The sequence below is a fragment of the Achromobacter pulmonis genome, from assembly GCF_002885955.2.
Lineage (GTDB): Bacteria > Pseudomonadota > Gammaproteobacteria > Burkholderiales > Burkholderiaceae_B > Achromobacter > Achromobacter pulmonis_A.
The window spans coordinates 176,775-198,774 of sequence record NZ_POQS01000003.1; the positions used below are offsets into that span (position 1 = coordinate 176,775).

Annotated in this window: 19 protein-coding genes; 1 reads left to right on the top strand and 18 read right to left on the bottom strand. The window is 68.7% G+C overall.

Annotated features, from left to right (window positions below; translation table 11 throughout):
- Window position 1 precedes the first annotated feature (1 nt).
- The 15 genes from hisC to C1I89_RS12180 all read right to left on the bottom strand — a co-directional run bounded on the left by hisC (window position 2) and on the right by C1I89_RS12180 (window position 13,666).
- Entirely contained in the window at window positions 2–1,102 is a 1,101-nt protein-coding gene (gene hisC / locus C1I89_RS12110; protein ID WP_102773027.1) for a histidinol-phosphate transaminase, read from the bottom strand.
- The gene (hisD, locus tag C1I89_RS12115) at window positions 1,099–2,403 is read right to left on the bottom strand and encodes a histidinol dehydrogenase (RefSeq protein ID WP_102773028.1); all 1,305 of its coding nucleotides are present in this window, start codon (window positions 2,401–2,403) and stop codon (window positions 1,099–1,101) included. Before hisD ends, hisC begins: the two co-directional genes overlap by 4 nt.
- 54 nt (window positions 2,404–2,457) lie before the next feature.
- On the bottom strand, window positions 2,458–3,132 hold the full coding sequence (hisG, locus tag C1I89_RS12120) for an ATP phosphoribosyltransferase (RefSeq protein ID WP_102773029.1): 675 nt from the start codon (window positions 3,130–3,132) through the stop codon (window positions 2,458–2,460).
- Window positions 3,129–4,397: a UDP-N-acetylglucosamine 1-carboxyvinyltransferase gene (gene murA, locus C1I89_RS12125; RefSeq protein WP_102773031.1), complete on the bottom strand. Its 1,269-nt coding sequence runs from the start codon at window positions 4,395–4,397 to the stop codon at window positions 3,129–3,131. The genes hisG and murA overlap by 4 nt, the downstream gene beginning before the upstream one ends.
- A complete protein-coding gene (locus C1I89_RS12130) occupies window positions 4,397–4,642 on the bottom strand; it encodes a BolA family protein (RefSeq protein WP_059376809.1) in 246 nt (81 codons plus the stop codon). The genes murA and C1I89_RS12130 overlap by 1 nt, the downstream gene beginning before the upstream one ends.
- A 5-nt stretch (window positions 4,643–4,647) precedes the next feature.
- Window positions 4,648–5,460: an ABC transporter permease gene (locus tag C1I89_RS12135; protein ID WP_102773032.1), complete on the bottom strand. Its 813-nt coding sequence runs from the start codon at window positions 5,458–5,460 to the stop codon at window positions 4,648–4,650.
- Window positions 5,457–6,263, bottom strand: a complete 807-nt coding sequence (locus C1I89_RS12140; protein WP_102773034.1) for an ABC transporter ATP-binding protein — start codon at window positions 6,261–6,263, stop codon at window positions 5,457–5,459. Before C1I89_RS12140 ends, C1I89_RS12135 begins: the two co-directional genes overlap by 4 nt.
- Window positions 6,264–6,431: 168 nt before the next feature.
- Window positions 6,432–7,058, bottom strand: a complete 627-nt coding sequence (locus C1I89_RS12145) for an MlaC/ttg2D family ABC transporter substrate-binding protein (RefSeq protein WP_102773035.1) — start codon at window positions 7,056–7,058, stop codon at window positions 6,432–6,434.
- A gap of 40 nt (window positions 7,059–7,098) precedes the next feature.
- Window positions 7,099–7,911 (bottom strand): MlaA family lipoprotein, encoded by an 813-nt coding sequence (locus C1I89_RS12150; protein ID WP_102773036.1) that lies wholly within the window; start codon window positions 7,909–7,911, stop codon window positions 7,099–7,101.
- A gap of 79 nt (window positions 7,912–7,990) precedes the next feature.
- Entirely contained in the window at window positions 7,991–8,488 is a 498-nt protein-coding gene (gene mlaD, locus C1I89_RS12155) for an outer membrane lipid asymmetry maintenance protein MlaD (protein WP_102773037.1), read from the bottom strand.
- 12 nt (window positions 8,489–8,500) lie between these two features.
- On the bottom strand, window positions 8,501–9,289 hold the full coding sequence (gene mlaE, locus C1I89_RS12160; RefSeq protein ID WP_102773038.1) for a lipid asymmetry maintenance ABC transporter permease subunit MlaE: 789 nt from the start codon (window positions 9,287–9,289) through the stop codon (window positions 8,501–8,503).
- Window positions 9,286–10,122 carry an ABC transporter ATP-binding protein gene (locus C1I89_RS12165; protein ID WP_102773040.1) on the bottom strand — a complete coding sequence of 279 codons (837 nt, stop codon included), beginning with the start codon at window positions 10,120–10,122 and terminating at the stop codon, window positions 9,286–9,288. Before C1I89_RS12165 ends, mlaE begins: the two co-directional genes overlap by 4 nt.
- Window positions 10,123–10,367: 245 nt before the next feature.
- A complete protein-coding gene (locus C1I89_RS12170) occupies window positions 10,368–11,429 on the bottom strand; it encodes an NAD(P)H-dependent flavin oxidoreductase (RefSeq protein ID WP_102773042.1) in 1,062 nt (353 codons plus the stop codon).
- A gap of 18 nt (window positions 11,430–11,447) precedes the next feature.
- Window positions 11,448–12,425, bottom strand: a complete 978-nt coding sequence (locus tag C1I89_RS12175; RefSeq protein ID WP_102773043.1) for a Bug family tripartite tricarboxylate transporter substrate binding protein — start codon at window positions 12,423–12,425, stop codon at window positions 11,448–11,450.
- Window positions 12,422–13,666 carry a YbfB/YjiJ family MFS transporter gene (locus C1I89_RS12180; RefSeq protein ID WP_102773045.1) on the bottom strand — a complete coding sequence of 415 codons (1,245 nt, stop codon included), beginning with the start codon at window positions 13,664–13,666 and terminating at the stop codon, window positions 12,422–12,424. The genes C1I89_RS12175 and C1I89_RS12180 overlap by 4 nt, the downstream gene beginning before the upstream one ends.
- A gap of 65 nt (window positions 13,667–13,731) precedes the next feature.
- On the opposite strand from C1I89_RS12180, the gene C1I89_RS12185 reads away from it, so the two are divergent.
- On the top strand, window positions 13,732–14,610 hold the full coding sequence (locus C1I89_RS12185) for a LysR family transcriptional regulator (RefSeq protein ID WP_102773048.1): 879 nt from the start codon (window positions 13,732–13,734) through the stop codon (window positions 14,608–14,610).
- On the opposite strand, the gene C1I89_RS12190 is transcribed toward C1I89_RS12185, so the two are convergent.
- The 3 genes from C1I89_RS12190 to C1I89_RS12200 form a co-directional block, all read right to left on the bottom strand.
- Window positions 14,598–15,236 (bottom strand): OmpW/AlkL family protein, encoded by a 639-nt coding sequence (locus tag C1I89_RS12190; RefSeq protein ID WP_102773051.1) that lies wholly within the window; start codon window positions 15,234–15,236, stop codon window positions 14,598–14,600. The two genes, C1I89_RS12185 and C1I89_RS12190, sit on opposite strands and share 13 nt — an antisense overlap.
- Window positions 15,237–15,426: 190 nt before the next feature.
- On the bottom strand, window positions 15,427–16,893 hold the full coding sequence (locus C1I89_RS12195) for a glutamate synthase subunit beta (RefSeq protein ID WP_102773053.1): 1,467 nt from the start codon (window positions 16,891–16,893) through the stop codon (window positions 15,427–15,429).
- An 8-nt stretch (window positions 16,894–16,901) separates the two neighbouring features.
- Window positions 16,902–21,641: a glutamate synthase-related protein gene (locus tag C1I89_RS12200; RefSeq protein ID WP_102773056.1), complete on the bottom strand. Its 4,740-nt coding sequence runs from the start codon at window positions 21,639–21,641 to the stop codon at window positions 16,902–16,904.
- Window positions 21,642–22,000: the final 359 nt, after the last annotated feature.

Sequence of the window (22,000 nt, forward strand, 5' to 3'; positions counted from 1 at the left end):
GTTAAGCACTCAGAATCTCTTGCAGGGCACAGAGCAAGGCGGCGTTTTCGGCCGGGGCGCCCACCGAGATGCGCAGGCAGTCGGCCAGTAGCGGATGGGCGTTGGAAAAGTTGCGAATCAATATTTTGCGCGTTTTCAGGGCTTGATGCACGGCGTTGCCGTCCAGCTTGCCGGAAAAGCGTACAAGCAGGAAGTTGCCCGCGGACGGGAACACGCGCACGCCGGGCAGCGCCGCCAGGGCCGCGGCCAGCGGTTCGCGGTCGGCGCGCAGGCGCGCGGCCTGCTCGTCGAGCACCGGCTTGTGGCGCAGTACCGCGGTCAGCGCGGCCTGGGTCAGCACGTCCAGGTTGTAGGGCGGGCGGACCTTGTCCAGTTCGGCGATCCAGTCCGGGTGGCCGGCCAGGTAGCCGAAGCGCAGGCCGGCCAGGCCGATCTTGGACACCGTGCGCATGACGAGCACGTTGGGGGCGTCCAGCACCCGCGGCATCCAGGTGGCGTCGGTGAACGGCTGGTAGGCCTCGTCCAGCACCACCAGCCCGGGGGCGGCGGCGATGATGGCGGCGATCGCGTCGTCGGGCCACAGGCCGCCGGTGGGATTGTTGGGCACGGCCAGGAACACCACCTTGGGCTGGTGCGCTTCGATGGCGACCAGCATCGCGGGCAGGTCCAGCTCCAGGTCGGCGGTCAGCGGCACGCCGACGAAACGGGCGTGGTCGAAGCGCGCGGCCATGTCGAAATACACGAACGAGGGCCACGGCGACAGCACGGCCTCGCCGGGATTGCAGCAGGCCTGCACGATGAGGTGGATGAGCTCGTCCGAGCCGTTGCCGAACAGCAGGCCGGCGGCCTCGGGCACGCCGAAAGCCGTTTTCACGGCCTGCCGCAGGGCCGACAGGTCCGCCGCCGGATAGCGGTTCAGCGGCGTGTCGCGCACGGCGCGGGCGATGTCGTCGCGGACTTGCGGCGGCAGCTCGTACGGGCACTCCATGGCGTCGAGCTTGATGCAGCCTTCGGCGTGGGCCACGGGGTAGGCGGCCAGTTCGCGGATGTCCGCGCGGACCGTGCCGGCGATGCGGCCGGCGACGCCTGCCGCCGGGCTCATGGCTGGTCGATCCGGTACTGGGCGCTGGCGGCGTGCGCCTGCAGGCCCTCGCCCAGCGCCAGTTCGGCGGCGATGCGGCCCAGCGTCTGGGCGCCCTGGTGCGAGACCTGGATCAGGCTGGAGCGCTTCTGGAAGTCGTACACGCCCAGCGGCGACGAGAAGCGGGCGGTGCGCGAGGTCGGCAGCACGTGGTTGGGGCCGGCGCAGTAGTCGCCCAGCGCCTCGGAGCTGAAGCGGCCCATGAAGATCGCGCCGGCGTGGCGGATCTGCGCGGTCCATTGCTCGGGCTGCTCGGTGGAGATTTCGAGGTGCTCGGGGGCGATGTCGTTGGCGATGCGGCAGGCCTCTTCGAAGCTGCGGACCTGGATCAGCGCGCCGCGGTTGGCCAGGCTGACGCGCAGGATGTCGGCGCGCGGCATGGTGGGCAGCAGGCGCGCGATGGCGGCCTCGACCTCGTCGATGAAGGCGGCGTCCGGGCACAGCAGGATGGACTGCGCGAGTTCGTCGTGCTCGGCCTGCGAGAACAGGTCCATGGCGATCCAGTCGGCCGGCGTCTTGCCGTCGCAGATGACCAGGATTTCGCTGGGGCCGGCGATCATGTCGATGCCGACCACGCCGAACACGCGGCGCTTGGCGGCGGCGACATAGGCGTTGCCGGGGCCGACGATCTTGTCTACGGCCGGCACGGTGGCGGTGCCGTAGGCCAGCGCGCCCACGGCCTGCGCGCCGCCGATGGCGAACACGCGGTCCACGCCGGCGATGGCGGCGGCGGCCAGCACGATGGGGTTGCGCGCGCCGTCGGGCGTGGGCGTGACCATGACCAGTTCCTGCACGCCGGCGACCTTGGCCGGGATGGCGTTCATCAGCACGGACGAGGGATAGGCGGCCTTGCCGCCGGGCACGTACAGGCCCACGCGGTCCAGCGGGGTGACCTGCTGGCCCAGCATGGTGCCGTCGGCTTCGGTGTAGGTCCAGGTCTCGGCGCGCTGGCGCTCGTGGTAGCTGCGCACGCGGGCCGCGGCGGCCTGCAGCGCGTCGCGCTGGGCGGCCGGCAGCGCGGCCAGCGCGGCCTGCCAGTCGGCTTTGGGAATCTCCAGCGTGGCGGCGGACGCACCGGGCATGCGGTCGAAGCGCTGCGTGTATTCCACCAGCGCGGCGTCGCCGCGGGCGCGCACGTCCGCCAGGATGCCGGCGGCGGCGCGGTCGATGGATTCGTCCTCGGTGGCCTCGAAGGCCAGCAGCTTGGACAGGGCGGATTGGAATCCGGGATCGCGGGAATCGAGACGATTGATCAGGGCCATGGCGTCATGGGGCAGGCGGGGTTGCGGCCGCCGCGGCGTCGCGGCGGGCGGAAATCAGGCGTTGCGGGCGGAGGCTCTTTCGAAGGCGTCCAGCAGCGGTTGCAGGCGCGCGCCGCGGGTCTTGAGCGCCGCCTGGTTCACGATCAGGCGCGAGGAGATCGGCATGATGTCTTCCACGGCGACCAGGTCGTTGGCGCGCAGCGTGCCGCCGGTGGACACCAGGTCGACGATGCAGTCGGCCAGGCCGACCAGCGGCGCCAGCTCCATCGAACCATACAGCTTGATGATGTCGACGTACACGCCCTTGGACGCAAAGTGTTCACGGGCTGAATGCACGTACTTGGTGGCCACGCGCAGGCGCGCGCCCTGGTGCACCGCGCCTTCGTAGTCGAAGCCCTTGCGCACGGCCACGGCCAGGCGGCACTTGGCGATGTTCAGGTCGATCGGCTGGTACAGGCCGCCGGGCTGTTCCTTGGCGTGCTCGATGAGCACGTCCTTGCCCGCGATGCCCAGGTCGGCCGCGCCGTATTGCACGTAGGTGGGCACGTCCGAGGCCCGCACGATGATCAGGCGCAGGCCGGGATCGCTGGTCGGGAGGATGAGCTTGCGCGAGCTTTCCGGATTCTCGGGCACGTCGATGCCGGCCTCGGCCAGCAGCGGCATGGTCTCTTCGAAGATGCGCCCTTTGGACAGGGCCAGGGTCAGGGGGGCGGGCGTGGCCTCTTTCATGCCGTTTCCTTGCCGGTAACGCGTTGGATGTTCGCGCCCAGGGCGCGCAGTTTCACTTCCATCTGGTCGTAGCCGCGATCCAGGTGGTAGATGCGGTCGACCAGGGTTTCGCCTTCGGCCGCCAGGCCGGCGATGACCAGGCTGGCCGAGGCGCGCAGGTCGGTGGCCATGACGGTCGCGCCCGACAGGCGCGGCACGCCGCGCACGATGGCGGTGTGGCCGTCGATGCTGATGTCGGCGCCCATGCGGCGCAGTTCCTGCACGTGCATGTAGCGGTTCTCGAAGATGGTTTCGACGATGACCGAGGTGCCTTCGGCCACGGCGTTCAGGGCCATGACCTGGGCCTGCATGTCGGTGGCGAAGCCGGGGTATTCCTGCGTGCGAAAGCCCACGGCGCGCGGGCGCGAGGACATGGCGCAGCGGATCCAGTCGGGGCCGGTCTCGATGGCCAGGCCGGCCTCGGCCAGCTTGTCCAGCGTGGCGCCGAGGATGCCGGGGTCGGTGTTGCGCAGCACGATGTCGCCGCCGGCCGCGCCCACCGCGCACAGGAAGGTGCCGGCCTCGATGCGGTCGGAGATGACGCGGTGTTCGGCGCCGTGCAGCCGGTCCACGCCGTCGATCACGATGCGGCTGGTGCCGTGGCCCTGGATGCGCGCGCCCATCTTGATGAGCAGCTCGGCCAGGTCGACCACTTCGGGTTCGCAGGCGGCGTTATCCAGCACGGTCCGGCCTTCGGCCAGCACGGCGGCCATCAGCAGGTTTTCGGTGCCGGTGACGGTGACCATGTCGGTGCGCACGGTGGCGCCCTTCAGGCGCTTGGCGCGCGCCACCACGAAACCGTGTTCGATGCTGATTTCGGCGCCCAGCGCGGCCAGGCCCTTGATGTGCTGGTCCACAGGACGCTGGCCGATGGTGCAGCCGCCGGGCAGGCTGACGCGGGCCTCGCCGAAGCGCGCCAGCAGCGGGCCCAGCACCAGGATCGAGGCGCGCATGGTCTTGACCAGTTCGTAGGGCGCTTCGAGATTGTCGACCTGGTTGGCCTGCAGCGTCACGGTCGCGTCGGCGCCGCGCTCGGCGCGCATGCCCATGCGGCCCAGCAGGCGCAGCATGGTGCCGGTGTCGTTCAGGTGCGGCACGTTGCGCAGCGTCACCGCGTCGGCCGTCAGCAGGCCGGCGCACAGGATGGGCAAGGCCGAATTCTTGGCGCCGGAGACGGCGACTTCGCCGTGCAGGCGCGCGCCGCCGGTGATGCGTAGCTTGTCCATTATTTGCCCGCTTGCTGGTATTCGGCGGGCGTCAGGGTGCGCATCGACAACGCGTGGATCTCGGCCTTCATGCGGTCGCCCAGCGCGGCGTAGACCAGCTGGTGGCGCTGGATCAGGCGCTTGCCTTCGAAGGCGGCGCTGACGATGACGGCGTCGAAATGCGAGCCGTCGCCCTGCACGTCGAGATGTTCGCAGGGCAGGCCGTCCGCGATGTATTGGCGGACTTGCGCGGGAGTGGGAAGCATGGACGTCAGTTCCTGAGTTTGTAGCCGCTGGCCAGGAGCCGCAGCGCGTAAAGCGTAAGCGCGAGGAACACCCCCGTCACCACCGCCAGGCTGCGCCAGGGGGAGACGTCCGACACCGAGAAGAATCCGTAGCGGAAACCGTCGATGGTGTAGAAGATGGGGTTCCAGTGGGACACGCCCTGCCAGAAGGCCGGGAGCGTATGGATTGAATAGAATACGCCGGACAGGAAGGTGGCCGGCATGATCAGGAAATTCTGGAAGGCCGCGAGCTGGTCGAATTTCTCGGACCATAGGCCGGCGATCAGGCCCAGCACGCCCATGATGCCGCAGGCCAGCACGGCGAACACGATCAGCCACAGCGGGTTGGCCGGCACCAGCGACACGAAGAACAGCGCCACCACCCACACGCACAGGCCCACGGCCAGGCCGCGCACGATCGCCGCCAGCACGTAGGCCGCGAAGATGTCGCGGTGCGACAGCGGCGGCAGCAGCATGAACACCAGGTTTCCCGTGATGCGGCTCTGGATGAGCGAGGACGAGGGGTTGGCGAACGCGTTCTGCAGCATGCTCATCATCATGAGCCCGGGGATCAGGAATGCGGTGTAGGGCACGCTGCCGTACACCATCACGCGGCCTTCCAGTACGTGGGCGAACACCAGCAGGTACAGCAGCGCCGTGATGACGGGCGCGGCGATAGTCTGGAAGCTCACCTTCCAGAAGCGCAGCAGTTCCTTGCGCAGCAGGGTGGGAAAGCCGGAGCCCGCGTCCAGGCGGGGCTGCACCAGCGGCTGGCCGGCGCTTGCGATGGGCTGGGTCATGACGGGATCTCTTCGGGTTGCGGGGCGGCGGCGGGGTCGTCCTGGTGCATGATGCGCACGAACGCGTCTTCCAGGTCCACGCCGCCCACGCGGGCCAGCAGGGCCTGGGTGGTGTCCAGCGCCACGATGCGTCCGCCCTTGAGCATGGCGATGCGCCCGCACAGGGCCTCGGCCTCTTCGAGGTAGTGGGTGGTCAGCATGATGGTGTGGCCGGCGCGGTTCAGGCGCGAGATGAACTCCCACAGCGTGCGGCGCAGGTCCACGTCCACGCCCGCGGTCGGCTCGTCGAGCACGATCACGGGGGGGCGGTGCACCAGCGCCTGCGCCACCAGCACGCGGCGCTTCATGCCGCCGGACAGCGCCCGCATGTTGGAATCGGCCTTGTCCGCCAGCCCCAGGTTGAAGAGGATTTCATCGATCCAGTCGTCGTTCTTGCGCAGGCCGAAATAGCCGGACTGGATGCGCAGGGTCTCGCGCACCGTGAAGAAGGGGTCGTAGACCAGTTCCTGCGGCACGACGCCCAGGGCTCGCCGTGCCGACTTGTAGTCGGCCACGACGTCGTATCCACAGACCGTGGCGCGCCCGGCGGTGGCGTGCGCCAGCCCGGCCAGGATGGAGATCAGGGTGGTCTTGCCGGCGCCGTTGGGGCCGAGCAGGCCGAAGAACTCGCCGTGCTCGATGTTGAGGCTGACGTTGTCCAGGGCCTGGAAGCCCGATCCGGACGCATGCCCGAGGAGCTTGCGCCAGCCGCTGGCGCGCGGCGAGTAGATCTTGGAGACGTTTTCTAGACAGACGGCTGACATGACGGGAGGGAGTGGCCCGAAAAGAGCGAATTGATCATTATATAAGCGCCCTGCCGCGGCATATGGGGATGGCCCCGGCGCGCGTGGGGACGGATGGTTTATCTGTCCCTGAAATAATCGGCCCGGCGGGCCTGAGGGCGCGCCGGGCCGGACCAGCCTGCATCGGGATCACTGGTTGCGCTGGTTCAGCGCCTGGATCAGGCCGTCGATGCCGTTCTGGTTGATCTGCTGGGCGAACTGGTTGCGGTAGTTTTCGATCAGCCAGATGCCTTCGACGTTCATGTCGTAGATCTTCCAGCCCTGGGCGGTCTTTTCCAGGCGGTAGTCGACGCCGGTCGGCTGGCCGTTGGCCTGGCTGATGAGCGTGCGCACGACCACATCGTCGGCCTTGGGGTCGCCGCGAAACGGCAGCGTGCGCACGGTGGTGCTGGGCGTGACGCGGGTCAGCGCGCCGCTGTAGGTGCGCACCAGCGTGCCGCGGAAGGCTTCGGCCAGGGCGGTCTTCTGCTGCGCGGTGGCCTGGCGCCAGTAGCGGCCGGCGGCCAGGCGGGTGGTCTTCTGGAAGTCGACGTAGGGCAGGATGTGCTGGTTGACGACCTCGTTGATGCGGGCCGTGTTGCCGGCCTTGACCGCCCCGTCGGCCTTGAGCACGTCCAGGGTTTCGTTGGCGGCGGCCAGCACGAACTGCTCGGGCGGGCCGTTGGGGTCGGGCTTGGCCTGCGCGCCGGCGGCGGCCAGGCCCAGCAGGCTCGCGAAGGCCAGGCGCTGCAGCAGGGAAACAAAAGAAATTCGCATCGGGACTCCTTACAGGTACTGATGGCGCGGTTGCGCGGCCTTACTGGGCCGCGGGTTGCGGCGCGGGGGCCGCGGCAGGGGCGGCAGGCGCCGCCGCGGCGTCCTCGCCCTCGTCGTCTTCGTAGTTGGGCAGCGAGGACTCGTCGTCCACCTTGTGGCCCAGCACCATGGCGGCGCGGCGCTGCAGGTAGGCGTCGCGCACGAAGCTGTACGGGTCGAGCGCCACGCGGTCGACCGTGTCGGTCGCGTCCAGCAGGCTGGCGCGCGTGTCGACGATGCGCAGGCCCCACAGCGAGTTGCGCAGGCGCACGTTGTCGATGGCGTCCACGCCCATGTAGCCGTAGGTGGTGCCGGCGTAGTCGCCGATCAGGCCGGCGCCGTCGCGCACGGTGGACGAGCCGAAGAACGGCAGCACCAGGTACGGGCCCTGGCCGAAGCCCCAGACGCCGAGCGTGGTGCCGAAGTCGTTCGGGATGCGGCGCGCGCCGTTGGCCGAGGCCACGTCGAAGCAGCCGCCCACGCCCATGGTGGTGTTGAACAGGAAGCGGCCCAGCGTGTTGACGAAATCGTGGCCGCGGCCCTGCAGGAAACTGTTGGCGCCGGACCAGAGGTCGCCGACGTTGCTGAAGATGTTGTGCACACAGCTGCGCACCGGTTCCGGCGTGACGTAGGTGTAGGCCTGCGCCACCGGCTTGAAGACCGCGCGGTCGACCGTGTCGTTGAACTTGTAGATGCCGCGGTTCATGCCTTCCCAGGGATCGCGGGGGTCCGGGTTCTGCGGCGCGGCGCAGCCCGCCAGCAGCGCGCCAGCCGCCGCGACGGTGGCAATCCGGGAAATCGCTTTCTTATTCATGATCAGGGCATCCGTTTCGGTATTTCTTATGATATTGCGTGCTAGGGCGCGGCTTGTTACCGCGTCTTTCTCATTGTCTTCAATTTGGCGCGGGCGCGGCCGATTCCGGCGAACTCGTGCCCTGCTTCTCGGCCGATCCGTACAGGAACTGGCTGATCAGCTGTTCGAGCACGACGGCGCTCTGGGTGTAGCGGATCTTGCCGCCGTCGGCGAAGTTCTCCTCGTCGCTGCCCGCCGTCAGGCCCAGGTACTGCTCGCCCAGCAGGCCGGAGGTCAGGATGGAGGCCGACGAGTCCTTGGGGAACTGGTAGGCCGTTTCCAGCTTGACCGATACGACCGCCTGGAAGGTCTTGTCGTCGAACGAAATGCCGTCGACGCGGCCCACCACCACGCCCGCGCTCTTGACGGGCGCGCGGACCTTGAGGCCGCCTACGTTATCGAAGTTGGCCGTGACCGTATAGGTCGGGGCGAAGGAAAAGGTGCTCAAGTTGCCGGCGCGCAACGCCAGGAAAGCCAGCGCGACCGCGCCCAGCAATACGAACAGCCCTACCCAGAAGTCGGTTTTTTCGCGTGACATGATCGATCCGTTTCAATTTCCAAACATCAAGGCGGTGAGCAGGAAGTCCAGCCCCAGCACCGCCAGCGAGCCCACCACCACGGTGCGCGTGGTGGCGCGGGCGACGCCCTCGGGAGTCGGCTTGGCCTGCCAGCCTTCGTAAAGCGCGACCAGCGTGACCGCGACGCCGAACACCAGGCTCTTGATGACGCCGTTGGCCACGTCCTTCAGGACGTCCACGCCGTTTTGCATCTGCGACCAGAAGGCGCCGGCGTCCACGCCGATCAGGACCACGCCCACCACCCAGCCGCCCAGGATGCCCACCATGGAGAACACCGCGGCCAGGATGGGCATGGCGATGACGCCGCCCCACAGGCGCGGCACCAGCACCCGGCGTATCGGGTCCACCGCCATGACTTCCATGGCCGCGAGCTGCTCGCCGGCCTTCATGAGGCCGATTTCCGCGGTCAGCGAGGTGCCGGCGCGGCCGGCGAACAGCAGCGCGGTGACGACCGGGCCCAGTTCGCGCACCAGCGACAGCGCCACCAGCAGGCCGAGCGCTTCTTCGGAACCGTAGCGGTTCAGCGTGTAATAGCCCTGCAGCCCCAGCACGAAGCCCACGAACATGCCGGACACGGCGATGATGAGCAGCGAATAATTGCCGATGAAATGAACCTGCTGCGACACCAGGCGGGGGCGCGACAGGGCGATGCCGCTGCGCGCCAGCAAGGCGTTGACGAAGCGGGTGAAGTAGCCGATGCCGGTCACCTGGGCGTGCACCCAGCCGCCCAGCGCGCCGATGGGATTGCGCGATCCGCTCATGCCTTGCGCCTCTGTTGTTGCGAAAGCCACTTCTGGAAAGCCGGCGTTTCGGGGTACTGGAAAGCGACCGGGCCGTCGGGCTCTCCCTTGAGGAATTGCTGCACGTAGGGGTCCTGCGAGGCCGCCAGCGTCTGCGGGGTGCCGGCGGCGGCCAGCCGGCCCTGGCCCACCAGGTAGACCTGGTCGGCGATGGCGAAGGATTCCTGCACGTCGTGCGTGATCAGCACGGAAGCGCAGCCGAGGCGGTCGGCCAGGTTGCGGATCAGGCGGGCGGTGATGCCCATCGAGATCGGGTCCAGGCCGGCGAACGGTTCGTCGTACAGAATCAGTTCGGGTTCCAGCACCACGGCGCGCGCCAGCGCCACGCGCCGCGCCATGCCGCCGGAGATTTCGGAAACCTTGAGGTGCGCGGCGGCGCGCAGGCCCACCGCGTCGAGCTTGTCCAGCACGCGTTCGGTGACTTCCGCCTCGGCCAGCCGGGTGTGTTCGCGCAGCGGGAAGGCGACGTTCTCGAAGACGTTCAGGTCGGTGAAAAGTGCGCCCTGCTGGAACAGCACGCCCATGCGGGTGCGCAGCGACTGCAGTTCGGCGCGGCTGACGCCGGCCATGTCCTGGCCGAAGGCCAGCACGCGGCCGCGCTGCGCGGTGAGCTGGCCGGTGGCCGCGCGCAGCAGCGTGGTCTTGCCCGAGCCCGAGCCGCCCATGATGGCGACCACCTGGCCGGCGCGCACGTCCATGGAAATGTCGCGCAGCACGGTGAAGTCGCCATAGCCGAGCGCCACGCCTTCCAGGCGCAGGGCGAATTCCGGGGTGCTGCTGGTTTGAGCGGGCATGGGCAACGAAAGCGTATTTCGGCGGCGGAGCTTGCCTTGCTGTCTGTTCGACACGTCTGGCGAAGCATGGGGCCGGCGCGGACAAGACAGGCGGCGTCGGGAAGCGCCCTGTTACTCAGATACCGGGAGACAAAGCGAGGCCCTGGCTCCCGACGGCGAGGCGCCATTGTAGCCCGACGCATAGCAATCACAACGCGACAGGCTGTTCGTGGAACAGTGTTTTCGACTCGGGGAACAATCCCTGCCTAGCGCCGCGCCTGGGCGGCCGCCGTCTCCCGGGACAGGCGGGCGATCAGGTCCGCCGTGCTTTCGCGGCGGGCCAGCGGCGCGCCCTGGCCGGCCCACAGGGACAGCACGTCGAGGTTGCCCGCCTTGCCGCCGGCCGTGCGCATGGGTCGGGTCAGCGCGTTCTGCAGCGGATACGGCAGGATGTCGGCGGCGATGGCCTCGGCGTCGCGCATGAAGGCGTTCTCGATGCCGCGCGCCGGCCGCCCGGAAAACGCCCGGGTCACGCGCGACTGTTCCGAGCGCGACGCCGGCAGGGCCGCCTTGTAGGCCTCGCCGATGCCGGATTCCTCGGTGGTCAGGAAGGCCGTCCCCATTTGCGCCAGGTCGGCGCCCAGCGCTAGCGCGGCGGCGATGCCGCGTCCGTCCATGATGCCGCCGGAGGCGATCACCGGCACCGAGACGGCGTCGGCCACCTGCGGCACCAGCGCCATGGTGCCGATCAGCGATTCCTCGAAGCCGCCCAGGAAGGTGCCGCGATGGCCGCCGGCCTCGGCGCCCTGGGCCACCACGGCGTCCACGCCGTCCTGCTCCAGCGCCACCGCTTCGGCCACCGTGGTCGCGGTGCCGACGGTCAGGATGCCGAGCTCGCGGCAGCGCGCCAGCGCCGCCGCCGGCATGCGGCCGAAGGTGAAGCTGAAGACCGCCGGGCGGGCCCGCAGCACCGCCTGGATCTGTTCGGCCAGCGGATCGGGCTGGGGTTCGGGCGCGGCCGGCGCGTCCAGGCCCAGCTGCTGGTGGTAGCGCGCCATCAGCGCCAGCATGCGGGCGGCGTCGCCGCGCATGGGCTGCTCGGGCACCGAGGCGAACAGGTTGATGGCGAACGGCCGCGGCGTGCGGGCGCGGATCGCCTGCGCCGCGGCCTCGATCTGGGCCGGCGTCATGTAGGCCGCCCCGAGCGAACCCAGGGCTCCCGCCGCCGATGCCGCGGACACCAGCTCCACCGTGGTGGCGCCGCCGGCCATGGGGGCCTGGACGATGGGGTGGAGCAGCTTGAGCAGATCAATCAGTCGGGATGCCATGGGGGGACTCCTGGAAGGTTATTGAAGCTGGATGTTTCCGGCCTTGATGACTTTCGCCCACTTCTCGGTTTCGCTCTTGATGAAGGCGCCGAATTCCTCGGGCGTGCCGCCGCCGGCCTGGCTGCCGGTGTCGGCGATGGCCTTCTGCACGTCGGCGTCCTTCAGGATGCGGTTGAACTCGGCGTTGAGCTTGGCGATGATGGGCGCCGGGGTGCCGGCCGGGGCGACGATGCCCTGCCAGTTGTACGACTCGAAGCCGGGCAGGCCCGATTCGGCCATGGTGGGCACGTCGGGCAGCACGGCCAGGCGCTTGGCCGAGGTCACGGCGATCGGGTGGATCTTCTTGCCCTGGATGGCCGGCAGCGCCGAGTAGCCCATTTCGAACATCATCGAGATATGGCCGCCCATGAGGTCGGTGGCGGCCAGGCTGCCGCCCTTGTAGGGCACGTGGATGATGTCGATGCCGGCCTGCTCGCGGAACATCTCGCCGGACAGGTGGTGGGCGCCGCCCACGCCGGACGAGCCGAAGGTCAGCTTGCCGGGCTCTTTCTTGGCCAGCGCGATCAGGTCGGCCAGCGTCTTGACCGGCAGGTCGTTGTTCACGCTCAGCACCAGCGGGCTGTTTTCGATCAGGACGATGGGCGCCAGGTCCTTTTGCGGATCGTAGGGCATGTCCTTCATCAGGGTCGGGTTGACGGCCATGGGCGCCAGGTTGCCGGTGCCGATGGTGTAGCCGTCCGCGGCGGCGCGCGCGATCAGGTTGGTGCCGACCACGCCGCCCGCGCCCGCCTTGTTCTCGACCACGACGGGCTGGCCCAGCGAGTCGCCGAGCTTGCGCGCCAGCAGGCGCACGCGGGTGTCGGCGAAGCCGCCCGGCGCGTAGGGCACGATCATGGTGATGGGTTTGCTCGGCCAGTCGGCCGGCTGGGCCTGGGCGGCGCTGCCCAGGGCGGCGACGGCGGCGATGGCGGCGATCAGGGGACGCAACGGTTTCATGCTGGGAACTCCTCTTTATGCTTTCTTGTGGAACAGCCCTGCGGGCCGACCGCATTATGCCCAGCACTTCCGTCGTCTGTCGTGATTTTTCCCAGGCGCCAGGCCGACAGGCCCAGCAGCGCCGCGCTGCCGCCCAGCACTTGCGGCAGGCCCGCGCCCCAGTGCGCGGCCGCCGCGGCCAGCAGCGGACCCAGTATCTGGCCGGCGGCGAAGGCGGCGGTCATGAGGGCCGCCGCGCGCGGAGCGGCCGCGCCGGCGCCGCGCCGCGCGGCCAGCATGCCGGCCTGCGTGATGACCATGAAGGTGCCGCCCACCAGCAGCGCGGCCAGGATCACGGCGGCGATGTGCTGCCACAGCGCCGCGGCCAGCATGCCCAGGGCCATCAGCGCCTGCGCGGCGCGCCAGACCTGCCTGTGGTCGCGTCCACGCCCCAGCCGCGGGACCAGCAGGCAGGAGGCCGCCGCGGCCAGCCCGAACAGCGGCCAGGCCCAGCCGAAGACGGCCGGGTCCGCAATGGCCTGCTTGGCCATCACGGGCAGGAAGGTGGCGGGGATGATGTAGCCCACGCCGAACACGCCGTAATGCAGGGCCAGCCCCGGTATGCCGGCAGGCAGCGCGGCGTCCGCGGCGGCGGGCGTGGGCGCCACGGGCGCGGCCCGGCGGCGCATGCCGGACCAGGCCGCCGCCGACAGCGCCAGCGCCAGGGCGCCCAGGGCGATCCACAGCATGTCCGCGTCCGCGCCGAGCGCGGTCAGGGCCAGGCAGGCCAGGCCGGTGAGCGCGATGCCCGCGCCCACGCCGGCATAGGCCACGGCCGAAGCGCCCGCCTCGCGCGGGTCGCCGGCCGGCACGGGCCGCCAGGCCGCCACGCAGATGAAGGCGCTGGCGCTGGCGTAGCCCGCGGCCAGCCGCAGCGCGCACCAGGCCGCCATTCCCGGCCACAGGGGCATGGCCAGGGTCAGCGCCGCCACGGCCAGCAGGCTGGCGGCCAGCATGCCGCGCAGGCGCCGCGGCGGCCAGGCGACGGCGGCCAGGGCGCCCAGCAGGTAGCCGGCGTAATTGGCCGAGGCCAGCCAGCTGCCCTGCGCCAGCGACAGCCCGGCTTCCTGCGCCATGGCGGGCCAGACCGGGCTGAAGGCGAACCGGCCGATGCCCATGGCGGCGGCTAGGGCCAGCGCCGCGGGCCAGGCCAGCGCGGCGGCGCTGCGGGGCGGCGGGAGGGGCGAAGCAGGCGTTGACATGCCCCCTACTCTAAGGCTGTACTAATATCTTTAATAGTGAATTATTCAGAACACGAGTTCTTGAAATGAGAAACTTGGACCTCGACGCGCTGCAGATATTCAAGGCGGTGGCCGACCAGGGCGGCGTGGCGCGCGCCGCCGCGCACCTGAACCGCGTGCAGTCCAATGTGTCGACCCGCCTCAAGCAACTCGAAGCCGAGCTGCAGACGCCGCTCTTTCGGCGCCAGAACCGCCGCCTGGTGCTGTCGGACCAGGGCCGCGTGCTGCTGTCCTACGCCGACCGCCTGCTGCGCCTGTCGGACGAGGCCCAGGCCGCGGTGCGCGAGGGCGCGCCGCGCGGCGTGCTGCGCATCGGCACCATGGAAAGCACCGCGGCCGCGCGCCTGCCGCCCATTCTGGCGGCCTATCACGCGGCCTGGCCGCAGGTGCGCATCGAGCTGGTGACGGGCACTTCGGCGGCGCTGGCCGAGCAGGTGCGCGGCTACGCTATCGAAGCCGCTTTCGTGGCCCGGCCGTTTCCGGCGCAGGGGCTGGCGGCGATGGACGCGTTTCGCGAAGAGCTGGCGCTGATCTCGCCCGCGGCCTGGGGGCCGGTCGGGCGGGCGCAGGAATTGAGCGGGCGCAGCGTCATCGCGTTCGCGGCGGGGTGTTCGTACCGCCGCATCCTGGAGTCATGGCTGAACCAGGAAGGCGTGACGCCGGCCAACGTGATGGAGTTCGCGTCGTATCACGCCATCGTGGCCTGCGTGGCGGCCGGATCGGGCGTGGCCATCGTGCCGCGTTCGGTGCTGGAGGTGCTGGGGCCGGCGCATTCGGTGCGCGTCGGCGCCCTGCCCGGCTCCCATGCGCGCGCCCTGACCCAGCTGGTCTGGCGCGCCGACGACGACACGCCGGCGCTGCAGGCGCTGCGCCAGACCTTGCAACAGGCCGCTCAGAAGCGGTAGCCCACGCCCACCGTGGCGACCCACGGGTTGATGCGGGCGGTGCCGATGTGCTGGCCGTCCAGCTTCACCTTGGACGAGATGTCGATATAGCGGATATCCGCGTTCATGAACCAGCGGTCATTGATCTTGATGTCCGCGCCGAGCTGCGCGGCCACGCCCCACGAATCCTTCAGCTTCAGGTCCGAGCCGCTCAGCGCGCCCTTGGTCTGGGTGTCGAAGAAGGTGGTGTAGTTGATGCCGACGCCGATGTAGGGCTGGATCATGCTGTCGGGCAGGATGTGCCATTGCAGGCTCAGCGTGGGCGGCAGGTGCTTGGTGGTGCCGATCTTGCCCAGGCCGCTGCCGCGGATGTCGTGCTGGAAGGGCCAGGCGCCGAGCAGTTCGATGCCGATGTTGCGCGTGGCCATGTAGGTGAGCGTGAAGCTGGGGCGGACGTTGTTGTTGACGTCGAGCTTGACGCTGCCGTCGAGCACGCTGCCGTTGTTGGAGGCCGGCATGACGCTGGTGGCGCCAACCTTGACCAGCACGTCCCCGGCCTCGTGCGCATGCGCGGGGGCGGCGAGCGAGGCGGCGGCGATCAGGCCGGCGATGGCGGTGGCGCGGACGTGGCTGTGCAGCGAAAACATTTTCCTCTCCGATCTTTTCTGGGGTTGAGCAGCTAGGTTCTCAAACCTGCTCCGGACCCCGGTTGACGCGTGTCAAACCGTGAAAAGACCGCAAGGAAAAAGTGGTTATGTTGCAACAAGTCGTAGCACGACCCATGAAAAACGCCGCCGCGCGCTTTCGCGCCGGCGGCGTCGCATGCTGCGCCCAGGCTCAGCGCGGCAGTTCGCTCGACCCCATCAAGTAGGCGTCCACGGCGCGCGCGCACTGGCGGCCTTCGCGGATGGCCCAGACCACCAGCGACTGGCCGCGGCGCATGTCGCCGGCGGCGAAGACCTTTTCCACGTTGGTGCGGTAGTCGTCGGTGTTGGCGCGCACGTTGCCGCGCGCGTCGCGGTCCACGCCGAAGGCGTCGAGCACGGTCTGCACCGGCGACACGAAGCCCATGGCCAGCAGCACCAGGTCGGCCTTGATCTCGAACTCCGAGCCTTCGACTTCGCGCATCTTCATCTGGCCGGTGGCTTCGTCCTTGAACCATTCGACGCGCGCGCCGACCAGTTTCTCGACGCGGCCGTTGCTGCCCTTGAGCAGCTTGGTGGTCACCGACCAGTCGCGCTCGCAGCCTTCCTCGTGCGAGGACGAGGTGCGCAGCTTGAGCGGCCAGTAGGGCCAGGTCATGGCCTTGTTTTCCGACTCGGGCGGCTGGGGCATCAGCTCGAATTGCGTGACCGAGGCCGCGCCGTGGCGGTTGCTGGTGCCGACGCAGTCCGAACCCGTGTCGCCGCCGCCGATCACCACCACGTGCTTGCCCTTGGCCAGCGTCTGGTTGGCCAGGCGGTCGCCGGCCACGGCCTTGTTCTGCTGGCGCAGGAAGTCCATGGCGAAGTACACGCCGGACAGCTCGCGGCCCGGCACCGGCAGGTCGCGCGGGGTTTCCGAGCCGCCGCTCATCACCACGGCGTCGAACTCGGCCAGCAGCGATTCAGGCGTGCGCACCGTGAGGCCGTCGGCCACCGGGTCGCTGGGGTTGCCGATATAGGTCGAGGGCGCGAACTCCACGCCTTCGGCCTCCATCTGCGAGATGCGGCGGTCGATCTGGTGCTTTTCCAGCTTGAAGTCGGGGATACCGTAGCGCAGCAGCCCGCCGATGCGGTCGCTCTTTTCGAACAGGGTCACGGAATGGCCGGCGCGCGCCAGCTGCTGCGAGCACGCCATGCCCGCCGGGCCGGAGCCCACCACCGCGACCTTTTTGCCGGTCTTGCGCGCCGGCACCTGCGGCGTGACCCAGCCTTCGGCCCAGCCCTTGTCGATGATGGCGTGCTCGATGGACTTGATGCCCACGGCCTCGCTGTTGATGTTCAAGGTACAGGCGGCTTCGCACGGCGCCGGGCAGATGCGGCCGGTGAATTCCGGGAAGTTGTTGGTGGAGTGCAGCACGTCCAGCGCGCGCTTCCAGTCCTGGCGGTACACCAGGTCGTTCCAGTCCGGGATGATGTTGTTGACCGGGCAGCCGTTGTTGCAGAACGGGATGCCGCAGTCCATGCAGCGCGCCGCCTGCTGCTTGGCCTGCTCGTCGGTCAGGTGCAGCACGAACTCGCGCCAGTTCTTCAGGCGCTTCTGCGGGGCCTCGGAGGCCTCCTGCAGGCGCTGGTATTCCATGAATCCGGTGATCTTTCCCATGATTTCCCTCACGCAGCCAGTTGTTGCGGGTTGGCTGCACGCCACATTTCACCCAATGCGCGGCGGTAGTCCGTCGGCATGACCTTTACGAATTTGCCGCGCGAGGCTTCCCAGTCGCCCAGGATTTCGCGGGCGCGGAAGCTGCCGGTGTAGCGGAAGTGGTCTTCCACCAGGCGGCGCAGGATGGTTTCGTCCGTCTCGCGTTCGCCGCCGCGCTGGGCGCTGTGCCAGGTGTCCATGTTGTCCTGCGCGGCCTGTTCGGCGTGCGGGACCACGGGTTCCAGTTCGACCATGGACAGGTTGGCGCGGTGCTTGAGCGTGCGCTCCGGGTCCCACACATAGGCCACGCCGCCGGACATGCCGGCCGCGAAGTTGCGGCCGGTGGCGCCCAGCACCACGACGGTGCCGCCGGTCATGTATTCGCAGCCGTGGTCGCCGGTGCCTTCCACGACGGTGGCCGCGCCCGAGTTGCGCACCGCGAAGCGTTCGCCGGCCACGCCGTTGAAGAACGCCTCGCCCGCCAGCGCGCCGTACAGCACGGTGTTGCCGGCGATGATGTGATCCGGGCCGAAGCCGCGGAAATCGTTGGGCGAGCGCACGATGATGCGGCCGCCCGACAGGCCCTTGCCGACGTAGTCGTTGCCTTCGCCCACCAGGTCCATGGTGATGCCATGGGCCAAGAAGGCGCCGAAGCTCTGGCCGGCGGTGCCATTGCACTGGATGTGGATGGTGTCGTCCGGCAGGCCCTCGTGGCCGTAGCGCGCGGCCACCGCGCCCGACAGCATGGCGCCGATGGTGCGGTTGCGGTTGCGCACCGGCACGATGAACGAGACCTTCTCGCCGCGCTCCAGCGCCGGCTTGCTGCGCTCGATCAGCTGGTGGTCCAGCGCGCCGGCCAGGCCGTGGTCCTGCGCTTCGGTCTGGCGCACTTCGGCGTCGGACAGGGTCTGGTGGAACACGCGGGTGAAGTCCAGGCCCTGGGCCTTCCAGTGCTCCACGCCCGAACGCATGTCGAGCAGGTCGGCGCGGCCGATCAGGTCGTCGAACTTGCGGATGCCCAGCTGGGCCATGATTTCGCGCACTTCCTCGGCGATGAAGAAGAAGAAGTTGACGACGTGCTCGGGTTTGCCCTGGAATTTCTTGCGCAGCACCGGGTCCTGCGTGGCCACGCCCACCGGGCAGGTGTTCAGGTGGCACTTGCGCATCATGATGCAGCCTTCGACGACCAGGGGCGCGGTGGCGAAGCCGAATTCGTCGGCGCCCAGCAGCGCGCCGATGACCACGTCGCGGCCGGTCTTCATCTGGCCGTCGGCCTGCACGCGGATGCGGCTGCGCAGGCGGTTGAGCACCAGCGTCTGCTGCGTCTCGGCCAGGCCCAGCTCCCAGGGCGTGCCGACGTGCTTGATGGACGACACCGGCGAGGCGCCCGTGCCGCCGTCATGGCCGGCGATCACGACGTGGTCGGCCTTGGCCTTGGCCACGCCCGCGGCCACCGTGCCCACGCCCACTTCGGACACCAGCTTGACCGAGATCGAGGCCTTGGAATTGACGTTCTTCAGGTCGTGGATCAGCTGGGCCAGGTCTTCGATGGAATAGATGTCGTGGTGCGGCGGGGGCGAGATCAGGCCCACGCCCGGCACCGAATAGCGCAGCTTGGCGATGTATTCCGACACCTTGTGGCCGGGCAGCTGGCCGCCCTCGCCGGGCTTGGCGCCCTGGGCCATCTTGATCTGGATCTGGTCGGCCGAGGACAGGTATTCGGCGGTCACGCCGAAACGGCCCGAGGCCACCTGCTTGATCTTCGAGCGCAGCGAGTCGCCCTTCTTCAGCGCGACGTCGGCTTCGATGCGCTCGGCGCCCAGCACCGAGGCCAGCGTGTCGCCGTCCTTGATGAGGCTCTTGCCTTCGCGCATCTCGGCGCGGTAGCGCAGTTCGTCCTCGCCGCCTTCGCCGGTGTTGGACTTGCCGCCGATGCGGTTCATGGCCACGGCCAGCACCGAGTGCGCCTCGGTCGAGATCGAGCCCAGCGACATGGCGCCGGTGGCGAAGCGCTTGACGATCTCCTTGGCCGGCTCGACGTCGTCCAGCGGGATGGCGCGCGACGGATCGAAGCGGAACTCGAACAGGCCGCGCAGCGTCATGTGGCGGCGGCTCTGGTCGTTGATGATCTGCGCGTACTCCTTGTACGTGCGGTAGTTGTTGGCGCGCGAGGCGTGCTGCAGCTTGGCGATGGAGTCCGGCGTCCACATGTGCTCTTCGCCGCGCACGCGATAGGCGTATTCGCCGCCCGCGTCCAGGTCGTTGGCCAGGACCGGATCGGTGCCGAAGGCGGCGCGGTGCTGGCGCAGCGCTTCCTCGGCGACCTGGAAGATGCCGATGCCTTCGATGTTGGAGGCGGTGCCGGTGAAGTACTTGTTCACCAGGGCGCTTTGCAGGCCCACGGCTTCGAAGATCTGCGCGCCGGTGTAGGACATGTAGGTGGAAATGCCCATCTTGGACATGACCTTGTTCAGGCCCTTGCCGATCGCCTTGATGTAGTTCTTGACCGCCTTTTCGGGGTCATTCATCTTGCCCAGCGATTCCAGCGCCAGGTAGGGGTGGATGGCTTCGGCGCCATAGCCGCCCAGCAGCGCGAAATGGTGCACCTCGCGCGCCGAGCCGGTCTCCACGACCAGGCCGGTGTTGGTGCGCAGGCCGGCGCGGATCAGGTGCTGGTGCACCGCCGAGGTGGCCAGCAGCGCGGGGATGGCCACGCGTTCGCTGTCGACCAGGCGGTCGGACACGATCAGGATGTTGTAGCCGCTGCGCACCGCGTCCACGGCGCGCGCGCACAGCGCGGCCACGCGGGCTTCGATGCCCTCGGGACCCCAGGCGGCCGGATAGGTGATGTCCAGCTCGAAGCTGCGGAACTTCTTGCCCGTCACCTGCTCGATGTCGCGGATCTGCGCCATGGCGGCGAAGTCCAGCACCGGCTGCGACACTTCCAGGCGCAGCGGCGGGTTGACGTTGTTGATGTCCAGCAGGTTGGGCTTAGGGCCGATGAACGACACCAGCGACATCACCAGCTGCTCGCGGATCGGGTCGATCGGCGGGTTGGTGACCTGCGCGAACAGCTGGCGGAAATAGTTGTAGAACGGCTTGGCGCGGTCCGACAGCACAGCCAGCGGGGCGTCGTTGCCCATCGAGCCGATCACTTCCTCGCCGCTGGCGGCCATGGGCTCGAGGATGAACTTGTAGTCTTCCTGGGTCCAGCCGAAAGCCTGCTGGCGGTCCAGCAGCGAGACCGGCGATTGCGTGGCCGTGGCGGCCTGGCGCGGCGCCGGCAGCGATTCCAGCTTGATCTGCAGGCGCTCGATCCACTGGCGGTAGGGGCGGCTGTTGGACAGCTGCAGCTTGATCTCGGCGTCGTCGATGATGCGGCCCTGCTCCAGGTCGATCAGGAACATCTTGCCCGGCTGCAGGCGCCACTTCTTGACGATGCGGTTCTCGGGGATGGACAGCGTGCCGGCCTCGGAGGCCAGGATCACCATGTCGTCGTCGGTGACCAGGTAGCGCGCCGGGCGCAGGCCGTTACGGTCCAGCGTGGCGCCGATCTGGCGGCCGTCGGTGAACGCGACCGCGGCCGGGCCGTCCCACGGCTCCATCATGGCGGCGTGGTACTCGTAGAAAGCGCGGCGGCTTTCGTCCATCTGCGTGTGCTGCTCCCAGGCTTCCGGGATCATCATCATCATGGCGTGGGCCAGCGAGTAGCCCGAGTTCACCAGCAGTTCCAGGCAGTTGTCGAAGGTCGCGGTGTCGGACTGGCCTTCGTAGACGATGGGGTACAGCTTCTTCAGGTCGTCGCCCAGCACGGCCGACTGCATCATGCCTTCGCGCGCGCGCAGCCAGTTGAAGTTGCCCTTGACCGTGTTGATTTCGCCGTTGTGGGCGATCATGCGGTACGGGTGGGCCAGCGGCCAGGCCGGGAAGGTATTGGTGGAGAAGCGCTGGTGCACCAGGGCCAGGGCCGAGACGGTGCGGGTGTCGGCCAGGTCGCGGTAGTAGCGGCCGACCTGGTCGGCCAGCAGCAGGCCCTTGTAGACCACGGTGCGCACCGAGGCCGAGGGCACGAAGTATTCCTTGCCATGCGCCAGATGCATGTTCTGGATGGCGTGGCTGGCGGTCTTGCGGATCACGTACAGCTTGCGTTCCAGCGCGTCCGGCACCATCACGTCGGCGCCGCGGCCGATGAACAGCTGGCGGATCACCGGCTCGCAGGCGCGCACGGCGGGCGACATGGGCATGTCCACGTCCACCGGCACATTGCGCCAGCCCAGCACGACCTGGCCCTCGGCGCGCACCGAACGCTCCAGCTCTTGCTCGCAGGCCAGGCGCGAGGCGGTTTCCTTGGGCAGGAACACCATGGCCACGCCGTATTCGCCGGGCGGCGGCAGGACGATGCCCTGCTGGCTCAGCTCGTCGCGGTACAGCGCGTCGGGGATCTGGATCAGGATGCCGGCGCCGTCGCCCATCAGCTTGTCCGCGCCCACCGCGCCGCGATGGTCCAGGTTCTCCAGGATCTTCAGGCCCTGCTGGATGATGGCGTGGCTTTTCTTGCCCTTGATGTGGGCGACGAAACCGACGCCGCAGGCGTCATGTTCGTTCTTGGGGTGGTACAGGCCCTGGGCGGGAGGCAGACCGATGCGGCTCGCATCGATGGGGGTCGCCTTGGGCGGGAGACAGGATTCGATCTGGGTGTTTTGGGGCATGGCGCGCTCCGCAGTAGGCCTGCGTCGTGATGTTGCAGTGCAGGAGACGGACAATACCCCTGACAGGAGCAGGGTGCAATAGGAAAAAACAGGGTATGTCCCTAATTATATTTATGGTCGCTCATAGGATGATTATTTGGTGACGTATCTAGATCGTTGCCTGGCGCGGGTTTCCAGACAGGGGTGCAGACGGAGAAGCGATGCTTGACCGGGATTCGGCCGTTTTTTTGGTTATACGTCCCCGATAATTTTGGATGTCGAGGCCGCTCGTATCCGCAATCCGGTGTTGCGCAATCGCAATGGCGAGCGCCGCGACGCGCCCAGGGCGCGTCATGCATGCATGCAGGAAAACGGGGAAA

Excerpts from the sequence above, each read along its gene's own strand:
- hisC (WP_102773027.1), bottom strand. The coding sequence starts at position 1,102 with ATGAGCCCGGCGGCAGGCGTCGCCGGCCGCATCGCCGGCACGGTCCGC.
- hisD (WP_102773028.1), bottom strand. The coding sequence starts at position 2,403 with ATGGCCCTGATCAATCGTCTCGATTCCCGCGATCCCGGATTCCAATCC.
- hisG (WP_102773029.1), bottom strand. The coding sequence starts at position 3,132 with ATGAAAGAGGCCACGCCCGCCCCCCTGACCCTGGCCCTGTCCAAAGGG.
- murA (WP_102773031.1), bottom strand. The coding sequence starts at position 4,397 with ATGGACAAGCTACGCATCACCGGCGGCGCGCGCCTGCACGGCGAAGTC.
- C1I89_RS12130 (WP_059376809.1), bottom strand. The coding sequence starts at position 4,642 with ATGCTTCCCACTCCCGCGCAAGTCCGCCAATACATCGCGGACGGCCTG.
- C1I89_RS12135 (WP_102773032.1), bottom strand. The coding sequence starts at position 5,460 with ATGACCCAGCCCATCGCAAGCGCCGGCCAGCCGCTGGTGCAGCCCCGC.
- C1I89_RS12140 (WP_102773034.1), bottom strand. The coding sequence starts at position 6,263 with ATGTCAGCCGTCTGTCTAGAAAACGTCTCCAAGATCTACTCGCCGCGC.
- C1I89_RS12145 (WP_102773035.1), bottom strand. The coding sequence starts at position 7,058 with ATGCGAATTTCTTTTGTTTCCCTGCTGCAGCGCCTGGCCTTCGCGAGC.
- C1I89_RS12150 (WP_102773036.1), bottom strand. The coding sequence starts at position 7,911 with ATGAATAAGAAAGCGATTTCCCGGATTGCCACCGTCGCGGCGGCTGGC.
- mlaD (WP_102773037.1), bottom strand. The coding sequence starts at position 8,488 with ATGTCACGCGAAAAAACCGACTTCTGGGTAGGGCTGTTCGTATTGCTG.
- mlaE (WP_102773038.1), bottom strand. The coding sequence starts at position 9,289 with ATGAGCGGATCGCGCAATCCCATCGGCGCGCTGGGCGGCTGGGTGCAC.
- C1I89_RS12165 (WP_102773040.1), bottom strand. The coding sequence starts at position 10,122 with ATGCCCGCTCAAACCAGCAGCACCCCGGAATTCGCCCTGCGCCTGGAA.
- C1I89_RS12170 (WP_102773042.1), bottom strand. The coding sequence starts at position 11,429 with ATGGCATCCCGACTGATTGATCTGCTCAAGCTGCTCCACCCCATCGTC.
- C1I89_RS12175 (WP_102773043.1), bottom strand. The coding sequence starts at position 12,425 with ATGAAACCGTTGCGTCCCCTGATCGCCGCCATCGCCGCCGTCGCCGCC.
- C1I89_RS12180 (WP_102773045.1), bottom strand. The coding sequence starts at position 13,666 with ATGTCAACGCCTGCTTCGCCCCTCCCGCCGCCCCGCAGCGCCGCCGCG.
- C1I89_RS12185 (WP_102773048.1), top strand. The coding sequence starts at position 13,732 with ATGAGAAACTTGGACCTCGACGCGCTGCAGATATTCAAGGCGGTGGCC.
- C1I89_RS12190 (WP_102773051.1), bottom strand. The coding sequence starts at position 15,236 with ATGTTTTCGCTGCACAGCCACGTCCGCGCCACCGCCATCGCCGGCCTG.
- C1I89_RS12195 (WP_102773053.1), bottom strand. The coding sequence starts at position 16,893 with ATGGGAAAGATCACCGGATTCATGGAATACCAGCGCCTGCAGGAGGCC.
- C1I89_RS12200 (WP_102773056.1), bottom strand. The coding sequence starts at position 21,641 with ATGCCCCAAAACACCCAGATCGAATCCTGTCTCCCGCCCAAGGCGACC.